This is a genomic window from Rhodosalinus sp., from assembly GCF_041685465.1.
Classification (GTDB): domain Bacteria; phylum Pseudomonadota; class Alphaproteobacteria; order Rhodobacterales; family Rhodobacteraceae; genus Rhodosalinus.
In genome coordinates, this window is the sequence record NZ_JAWLFS010000116.1 from 1 (window position 1) to 9,347 (window position 9,347).

Genomic DNA, 9,347 nt, shown 5'->3' on the forward strand with positions numbered 1-9,347 from the left:
GGCGGAGGCGGCGTCGGCGAGGCCGCATGGCGCGCCTCCGGCGGGATCCAGCATGGCGCGCCTCCGGCGGGATCCAGCATGGCGCGCCTCCGGCGGGATCCAGCATGGCGCGCCTCCGGCGGGATCCAGCATGGCGCGCCTCCGGCGCGACACTCTCTGGCACTGCGTGCGACAAGGGGGGCGCTGCCCCCCTCGGCGGCTGCGCCGCCTCACCCCCCGGAGTATTTCGTCCAAGATGATGGGGCCGCGGGTTGCCGCAGGCGCGGCTCAGTAGCCGCGGGTGCGGTCGACGAGGTGATGGAGGGGCTGGCCTGCCTCGGCGCGGCGGATGTTCGCGGCGATGACGCGGGCGGCGGAGGCGGGGCGCGTCTCGGAGGCGATATGCGGAGTCACGGTGACCTTGGGGTGTGCCCAGAAGGGGTGCTCGGGCGGCAGCGGCTCGGTGCGGAAGACGTCGAGCGTGGCGTGGGCGAGGTGGCCCGCGTCGAGCGCGGCGAGGAGCGCGGCGTCGTCGATCAGCGGGCCGCGGCCCGGATTGATCAGGACCGCGCCCTCGGGAAGCCGCGCCAGGCGCGCCGCGTCGATCAGGGTGTCGGTCTCGGGCGTCAGCGGCAGGAGGAGCACGAGGATGTCGGCGCGCGCGAGCGCGGCCGCGAGGCCCTCGGCGCCGGCGCGGGCCTCGATCCCCTCGATGCGCTTCGGGCTGCGGCTCCAGCCGGTGACGGGGAAGCCGAGGCGGGCGAGCGCCTGCCCGCAGGCCGCGCCGAGCGCGCCGAGGCCGAGGATCGTGACGCGCCGCTCGGAGGCGAGCGGGGGCGCGCCGCGCCGCCAGACGCCGTCCTGCCCGAGGATGTGGCGATCCATCCCGAGGTGGTGGCGCAGGACGTGGCCGGTGACCCATTCGACCATGCCCTGCGTCAGGCCCGCGTCGTCGACCATGCGCGCGAGCGGGACGGTCAGCGTCGGGTTGCCGACCACGTCCTCGACGCCGGCCCAGAGGTTCAGTACCGCCTTCAGCCGGGTGAAGGGGCGAAAGTCGTCGAGGCCGGAACTGGGGGCGTAGACGATGTAGTCGACGGTCTCGGGCGCGGCCTCGGTCACCAGATCGGCGTCGAGGCCTTCCTCCGCGAAGGCGGCGCGGAGCGGCGCGGCGTAGTCCGCCCAGCTTTCGGGTTTCGCGGCGAAGAGCACGGTGACGGGCAAGGCGGCCTCCCTCGAGCGGCGGTGTCTAGCGCGGGCGGTGGACATGCGCGCTCTGCACCAGCCCGAAGGCGATCATGAGCACGAGCATGGCCGAGCCGCCGTAGCTGATGAGCGGCAGCGGCACGCCGACGACCGGGGCGAGCCCCATGACCATCGACATGTTGACCGCGAAGAAGAGAAAGAAGGTGATCGCGAGTCCGAAGACGAGGATCTGCGCGAAGCGGTCGCGGTGCTGGAGCGCGGTGATCACGCAGAAGGCGAGCACCAGCGCGTAGAGCACCAGAAGCGTGACGCCGCCGACGAAGCCGAGTTCCTCGGCGAGCGTGGTGAAGATGAAGTCGGTATGCTTTTCCGGCAGGAAGTTGAGCCGCGTCTGCGTGCCCTGCATGAGCCCGCGTCCCGTCCAGCCGCCGGAGCCGAGCGCGATCTTGGACTGCGTGATGTGATAGCCTGCGCCCAGGGGGTCGGAGGCCGGGTCGAGGAAGGTGTCGATGCGGCGGTACTGGTAGTCCTTCAGGAGCTGCCAGTCGGTGCCGCGGCTCTGGAACACCGTGGCGACGAGCGCGGTGCCGGAGGCGATCACCCCCGCGAAATAGGCCCAGTGCACCCCGGCCACGAACATCACGAGGCCGCCGGCCGTCATCAGCAGGAGCGCGGTGCCGAGATCGGGCTGCACCAGGACGAGCGCGGTGGGCAGGAGCACGATCAGCACCGGCACGAGCACCCAGAGCGGGCGCGAGACCCGCTCCACCGGCAGCCAGTCGTAATAGGCGGCGAGCAGCATGACGAGCGTGATCTTCATGAGCTCCGAGGGCTGCAGGCGCATCACGCCGAGGTCGATCCAGCGCTGCGCGCCCATGCCGGTGACGCCCACGAATTCCACCGCGAGCAGCAGCGCCATCGAGACGCCGTAGGCCAGCACCGACATGTTGCGCCAGAACCAGAGCGGCACCAGCCCGACGATCAGCATCAGCACGAAACCGGCCGCGAAGCGCACGAGCTGCGGCTCGGCCCAGCGGGAGAATTGCCCGCCGGCGATGGAGTAGAGCATCACCGCGCCGACGCCGGCCACCGCGATCAGCACCACCGCGAGCGGCCAGTTGAAGTAGAGAAGCTTGCGCGGCCCCGTCGGCACCGTCTTGACGGTGTATTCGAGATAGCTCATGCGCGCCCTCCCCCGGGCTCCTCGGCCGCGCGGTCCCGGCGCAGGCGTTCCTGCTGGGCGCGGATGCGCGAGCGCGCGGCCGACGGATAGGCCTCGAGCGGGGGTTCGCCGCCGTACAGCGCCTGAAGCGTGACGTCGCGCGCGATGGGCGCGGCCGTAGAGGCGCCGCCGCCACCGTGCTCGACCACGACCGAGACGGCGACGCGGGGCGTCTCGAAGGGGGCGAAATCCACGAAGAGCGCGTGGTCGCGCCGCTGCCACGGCAGGTCCTCGTTGCGGATCACGCCGGCGCGCCGCTCGGCGGCGGTGATGTTGCGCACCTGGCTGGTGCCGGTCTTGCCGGCCATCGCCATCGCCTCTTCCACGATGCGCGAGGCGTAGGCGGTGCCGCGGCGGTGGTTGGTGGCCGCGTGCATCGACTGGCGGATGCGACGGAGATGGTTCTCGTTGAAGCCGAGCGGCGCAGACTGGTGTGCCGGAACCTCCACCCCGTCGACCGATTTCACGAGCCGCGGCGCGAGATCGCGCCCCGTGGCGAGACGGGCGGTCATCACGGCGAGCTGCAATGGCGAGGCCAGCACGTAGCCCTGCCCGATCGAGGCGTTGACCGTGTCGCCGATCCGCCACCTGGCCTCGCGGGTGCGCGCCTTCCACTCGCGGTCGGGCACGAGCCCCTCGGCCACCGCCGACATCGGGAGATCGAAGGCCTGACCGAGGCCGAGCCGCCGGGCGGTCGCCGCGATGGCGTCGATGCCCACCTTGAGCGCGAGGTCGTAGAAATAGACGTCGCAGCTTTCGCGCATCGCCTCGTCGAGGTTCATGTGCCCGTGCCCACCGCGTTTCCAGCAGTGGAAGCGGCGACCGCCGACCTCGAGGTGGCCGGGGCACCAGACCGTCTCCTCCGGCGAGACGGCGTCGGCCTCGAGCGCGGCGAGCGCGGTCGCCATCTTGAAGGTGGACCCGGGCGGGTAGGCGTCCTGCACGGTCTTGGAGGCGAGCGGGCGGCGCTCGTCGTCGCGCAGATCGGCATAGTCGGCGCCGGGGATGCCGCGCACGAACTTGTTGGGATCGTAGGACGGCGAGGACGCGATGGCCAGCAGATCGCCGCGCTCGACGTCCAAGACCACCACGCTCGCGCTCTCGCGGCCGAGGCGCGCGCGCACGTAATCCTGCAGGCGGTGATCGACGGTGAGCTGCAAGTCGGCGCCGCGCGCGCCCTCCTGCCGGTCGAGCTCGCGCATGACGCGGCCCATGGCGTTGACCTCGACGCGCCGGGTGCCGGCGCGGCCGCGCAGATGCTCCTCGTAGCGCGCCTCGACGCCGACCTTGCCGATCTGGAAGCGGGGGATGCGCAATACCGGCTCCGGGTCGGCGTAGCGGTCGAGGTCGCGCTCGCTCACCGGGCCGACGTAGCCCACGACATGCGCGAAACCCTCGCCGGTGGGATAGACGCGCGACTGTCCGACCTCGGGCGTGATGCCCGGCAGCGCGGGCGCGTTGACCGCGACGCGGCTCACGTCTTCCCAGCTCACGCGGTCGGCGACGGTGACGGGCAGGAAGGGGGCCGAGCGCTCGGCCTCGGCGCGCACGCGCTCGATCTCCTCCGCGGTGAGCGGCAGGATGCGGGCGAGCCGGCGGAGCACCGCGCCCACGTCGCCCGCATCCTCGGGGACGACGGTGATCCGGTAGGCCGGTTCGTTGCCTGCGATCAGCCGCCCCTCGCGATCGAAGATGCGCCCGCGCCGCGGGGGGATCAGGCGGATGTTGATCCGGTTCTCCTCGGCGAGCAGGCGGAACGCGTCGGCCTGCTCAACCTGCATGTGCCGCAGGCGCAGCGCCAGCAGGCCCATGAAACCGGCCTGCAGCCCCGCCACGATCAATCCGCGGCGGCTGACGCGGCGGACGCTGGTCTCGGTATCCCGGGGGCTGCGCCTCATGCGCCCGGCCTCGCACCGGCGGGATCCGAGGCGCCGGAGCGCCGCAGGCCGAAGAACAGGCGCGACGCGACGACCACGGCCGGATAGGCGGCGACGGTGGTCATCGCCTGCACCAGGAACAGGCCGAGCGGCGGTTGCGGCACCGCCACGAGCGCGAGACCGGCCCGGTAGCTCACGGCAATCGCCAGCGTCACGCCCGCGGCCGTCGCCCATTCGACCCAGAAGCCCGCGTCGCGCAGGCTGCGGGCCCGCGACTTGAGATAGGTGCAGCCGAGCAGCGTGAGCGCCGCGAAGAGGCCCGGCGGTCGCTGGTAGAGCAGATCGGCAAGCAGCGCGACCGCCGCGATGGAGAGCGCCGGCACGAGATCCGGCCGACGCGCCGACCACGCCAGGCAGAGCGCGAGCAGGAGGTCCGGCGGCGCCCAGCGCGGAACGCCGGTGTCGAGCGGCAGGAGCGCGAAGAAGATCACCGCGACGCCGAGCGCGACGAAGGTCGCCCGCCCGAGCCAGAGCGCCGCGCCCTGCGCCTCAGCCATCGCCCGGCACCTCCGCCTGCGCGCCCGCCAGGTCCTGCGGCAGGATCAGCGCGCCCGGCCCCTCGATGACGGGCGTGCCGTGATGCCGCAGCACGCGCAGGAACTCGAGCCGCGTGTAATCGGCGGCGAGGCGCACGCGCAGCCGCCCCTGCGGGTCCTCGGCCACCTGCCCGATCAGGAAGCCCGGCGGAAACACGCCCCCGTCGCCCGAGGACACGAGGCGGTCGCCCGGGCGCACCGCCTCGGCATTCTCGACGAAGTCGAGGAGCGGCGCGGCGCTGTTGTCGCCGACCACCATGGCGCGCTGCCCCGAGGGCTGGATCACCGCGGGGATGCGCGACGAGCTGTCGGTGAGGAGGATCACCCGGCTGACGGTTTCGCCCACGCCCGAGATGCGCCCGACGATGCCGAGCCCGTCCATCGCCGCCCAGCCGTCGACGATACCGTCGTGCGCGCCGACGTTCAGAAGCACCGACTGCCGGAAGGGCGAGCCGGAATCGGCCATCACCACGCCGGTGACATGCGTGAGCTGCGGGTCGAGCGCGAGGTTGTTCAGGTCGCGCAGGCGCGCGTTCTCCTGTTCGAGCTGCAGCGCTGCCTCCTTCCAGGAGCGCATCTGCTGCAACTCGCGGCGCAATTCGCGGTTCTGCTCGTGGATGCGCTGATAGCTGCGGAAATCCCGCGCGAGGTTCACCGTCGCCGTCACCGGCGCCATGGCCCAGTCGAAGCTCGGCACGACGGTATCCACGACCTGCGCGCGGAACCGCTCCACCCGCGGCGAGTCGACCCGCCAGACCAGAAAGACGGCGATCAGGCACAGCACCAGAAGGCCCAGAAGCAGGCGCTTCAGCGGCCGTGCGTAATCCTCCGAGGTCGTCCTGTCCCGTGCCAAGCCCGGTGCGCTCCCGCCGCGGTATGCCCCAGCGCCACTCTAGCCGCTCCGGCCCCGCGGGCAAAATCAACTCGGCCCGGCGGGCCGGTCAGCTTTCGTAGTCGATCGCGTGGCGCAGCTGCTTTTCGTACTCCAGCGCCTTGCCGGTGCCGAGCGCCACGCAGGACAGGCTCTCGTCCGCGATGGAGACCGCGAGGCCCGTCTGCTCGCGCAGCGCGAGGTCCAGATCGCCGAGAAGCGCGCCGCCGCCCGTCAGCATCACGCCGCGGTCCACGATGTCGGCGGCGAGGTCCGGCGGCGTCGCCTCCAGCGCGGTCATCACCGCCTCGCAGATTGCCTGCACCGGCTCGGCCAGCGCCTCGGCGACCTGCGCCTGGTTGATCTCGGTCTCCTTGGGCACGCCGTTCAGAAGGTCGCGCCCCCGGATCTGGAGCGAGGCGCCACGCCCGTCGTCGGGCATCCGCGCCGTGCCGATGGAGGTCTTGATGCGCTCGGCGGTCGATTCGCCGACGAGGATGTTCTGCTGCCGGCGCAGGTAGTTGATGATCGCCTCGTCCATGCGGTCGCCGCCCACGCGGATCGAGCGGGCATAGACGATGTCGCCGAGCGAGAGCACCGCGACCTCCGTGGTGCCGCCACCGATGTCCACGACCATGCTGCCGGTTGGATCGGTGATCGGCATCCCCGCCCCGATGGCCGCCGCGATCGGCTCCGCGATCAGGCCCGCGCGCCGCGCGCCAGCGGAGAGCACCGACTGCCGGATCGCGCGCTTTTCCACCGGCGTCGCGCCGTGGGGGACGCAGACGATCACCTTGGGCTTGTAGAAGGTGGAGCGCTTGTGGACCTTGCGGATGAAGTGCTTGATCATCTCCTCGGCCACGTCGAAGTCGGCGATCACGCCCTCGCGCATCGGCCGGATCGCCTCGATCGAGCCGGGGGTTCGGCCGAGCATCAGCTTCGCGTCCTCGCCCACGGCGAGCACCTTCTTGACCCCGTCCTTGACGTGATAGGCCACGACCGAGGGCTCGGACATGATGATGCCGCGCCCCTTGACGTAGACGAGCGTGTTCGCAGTGCCGAGGTCGATGGCCATGTCCTGCGAGAACATGCCCGTGAGATCCGCCAATCCAAACATGCGTGCTCGTCGACCCCGCTCGCCGCTCATTGCTGCCGCGACTCTCCGGGTGCGGCTGGTGCGTCCTTATAGGGCCTGACCGAAAGGGGCGAAAGGGCGGCGCTGCCGGGCGCCGGCACCTTTCCGCGCGCCGGCGGTGTCGCTTTCCCGCGATCAGGTGTCGGGGCGGTCACGCGCGCCCCCCGCCCGCGGGAGTAAGCACGAATCGAGTGCAGAAGGGAGTCGGCCCGGGATGAAGACAGACGTGAAAGCCCTCGTCGTGGGCGGGGGCGCCATCGGCACCTCCATCGCCTATCACCTCGCGCGGGCGGGCTGGTCGGAGGTGATGCTTCTGGAACGCGACGAGCTCACCTCGGGCTCGACGTGGCACGCGGCGGGGCTCCTGCCGCTCTACAACATGAGCTACGCGGTCAGCCACATTCACGACTACTCGGTGCGCTTCTACAAGAGCCTCGAGGCGGAGACGGGCCTCAACGCGGGTTTCTACGTGGTGGGCAACCTGCGCATGGCGCAGACCGACGCGCGAATGGACGAATACCGCCTCTACGCCTCGACGGCCGAGACGGTGGGCATCCACTACGAATGGCTCACCCCCGACGAGATCAAGGCGCGCTGGCCGCTGGTGCGCACCGACGACCTCGAAGGCGCGATCTTCCACCCCGAGGACGGCTACATAAACCCCGCCGACGTGACGCAGGCGATGGCCAAGGGCGCGCGCCAGCACGGCGCCACCATCGAGCGCAAGTGGCAGGTGGACGGCTATGCGTGGGCGGGCGACCACTGGGAGGTCACCTGCACGAAGATGGCCGAGAAGGGCGGCAACCTCGTGCCCTCCGACGAGCAGGTCGTGGTGAAGGCCGAGCACGTCGTCACCGCCACCGGCAACCACGCCCCGCGCACCGCGCGGCTTCTGGGTATCAGGATGCCCGCGATCCCGGTCGAGCATCAATATATCGTGACCGAGCCGGACCCGGCGCTGGTGGAGTGGCGCAAGACCAACCCCGAGCACCCGGTCCTTCGCGACGCCGACGCCAAGTGGTACGTCCGCGAGGAACGGGGCGGCTGGATCCTCGGGCCTTATGAGCGCAATGCGCCCGCGCGCTTCGAATACGGCGTGCCCGAGAGCTTCCGCGCCGATCTCTTCCCGCTCGACCTGGAACGGATCGAGGAGGAATACCTCTCCATGATCCACCGCCTGCCCTCGTCCGAGGAGGTGGGGCTCAAGGACGACTACAACGGCCCGATCTGCTACACGCCCGACGGCAATCCGCTGGTCGGCCCCGCGCCGGGGCTCAGGAACATGTGGCTCGCCGAGGGCTTCAGCTTCGGCATCACCGCCGCCGGGGGCACCGGCAAGTATCTCGCCGACATGATGGTGGAGGGCGAGGCCGAGATCGACATGGCCTCCCTCGACCCGCGCCGCTACGGCGACTGGATGACGACCGAATACGCCGCCCGAAAGAACGAGGAGGCCTACGAGCACGTCTATATCCTGCACCACCCGGACGAGGAGCGCCCGGCCTGCCGGCCGCTGCGCACGGCGCCGTCCTACGACCGCATGAAGGCGCGCGGCGCGCAGTTCGGGCAGGTCAACGGCTGGGAGCGGCCCAACTACTTCGGGCCGCTGGACGCCGGCCCCGACTTCGACCACGACGCCCGCTCCTTCCGCCGCGGCGGCTGGTGGCAATACGCCGTGGAGGAGGCGAAGGCGATTCGCGAGGGAGTGGGCCTGATCGACGCCACCGCCTTTGCCAAGCAGCGGGTCTACGGCCCCGGCGCGACCGCCTTCCTCGACTGGATGACCTGCAACCGCCTGCCGAAGGTGGGGCGCATCAACCTGACCTATGCGCTTACCGCGCAAGGCACGACCCGCACGGAATACACCATCGTGCGGCTGGCCGAGGACGAATACTATCTCGTCTCCGCGGGGGGCTGGCAGGCCTATGACCACGACCACCTGATGCAGGCCTCGCAGGACTGGTGCGAGGCGCGTCCCGCCGACTGGGTCGTGGTGCAGGATGTCACCACGCAGTGGGGCGTCTTCGCGGTGGCGGGGCCGAAATCGCGCGACCTGCTGCGTGAGGTGGTCAGGGACGCGGACCCGGAGACCGTCCTCGGCAACAAGCGGTTCCCCTGGCTTTCCATGCGCGAGATCGAGCTCGGCATGTGCCCGGTGCGCGCGATCCGCGTCGCCTATACCGGCGAGCTGGGCTGGGAGCTGCATCACCCGATCGAGATGCAGAATTACCTCTTCGACCTGCTGGAGGGTGCGGGCGACCGCTACGGCCTCAAGCTCGTCGGCGCACGGGCGCAGAACTGGCTCCGGCAGGAGAAGAGCTACCGCGCCTTCGGCCACGAGCTCGGCCGCGACGCCACGCCGCTCGAGGCCGACCTGCCGCGCTTCGTGGACCTCTCCAAGGAGTTCCGCGGCAAGGCCGCGATGGAGGCGACCGGCATCCGCTCGAAATGCGTGACCGTG

At 71.0% G+C, this 9,347-nt stretch carries 7 protein-coding genes; 1 reads left to right on the forward strand and 6 read right to left on the reverse strand.

Annotated features, from left to right (window positions below):
• Window positions 1-267 precede the first annotated feature (267 nt).
• From ACESL7_RS09150 to ACESL7_RS09175, 6 genes are all read right to left on the reverse strand, one after another.
• Window positions 268-1,203, reverse strand: coding sequence for a 2-hydroxyacid dehydrogenase (locus tag ACESL7_RS09150; RefSeq protein ID WP_372893015.1), 936 nt, complete (start codon window positions 1,201-1,203; stop codon window positions 268-270).
• Window positions 1,204-1,228: 25 nt separating this feature from the next.
• On the reverse strand, window positions 1,229-2,368 hold the full coding sequence (gene rodA / locus ACESL7_RS09155) for a rod shape-determining protein RodA (protein WP_372893016.1): 1,140 nt from the start codon (window positions 2,366-2,368) through the stop codon (window positions 1,229-1,231).
• Entirely contained in the window at window positions 2,365-4,305 is a 1,941-nt protein-coding gene (gene mrdA, locus ACESL7_RS09160) for a penicillin-binding protein 2 (protein WP_372893017.1), read from the reverse strand. The genes rodA and mrdA overlap by 4 nt, the downstream gene beginning before the upstream one ends.
• Window positions 4,302-4,841: a rod shape-determining protein MreD gene (locus tag ACESL7_RS09165; RefSeq protein WP_372893018.1), complete on the reverse strand. Its 540-nt coding sequence runs from the start codon at window positions 4,839-4,841 to the stop codon at window positions 4,302-4,304. Before ACESL7_RS09165 ends, mrdA begins: the two co-directional genes overlap by 4 nt.
• On the reverse strand, window positions 4,834-5,733 hold the full coding sequence (gene mreC / locus ACESL7_RS09170; protein WP_372893019.1) for a rod shape-determining protein MreC: 900 nt from the start codon (window positions 5,731-5,733) through the stop codon (window positions 4,834-4,836). The genes ACESL7_RS09165 and mreC overlap by 8 nt, the downstream gene beginning before the upstream one ends.
• An 88-nt stretch (window positions 5,734-5,821) precedes the next feature.
• Window positions 5,822-6,868, reverse strand: coding sequence for a rod shape-determining protein (locus ACESL7_RS09175; protein ID WP_372893020.1), 1,047 nt, complete (start codon window positions 6,866-6,868; stop codon window positions 5,822-5,824).
• A gap of 232 nt (window positions 6,869-7,100) precedes the next feature.
• On the opposite strand from ACESL7_RS09175, the gene ACESL7_RS09180 reads away from it, so the two are divergent.
• The coding region (locus tag ACESL7_RS09180; protein WP_372893021.1) for a GcvT family protein at window positions 7,101-9,347 on the forward strand (2,247 nt) is incomplete at its 3' end.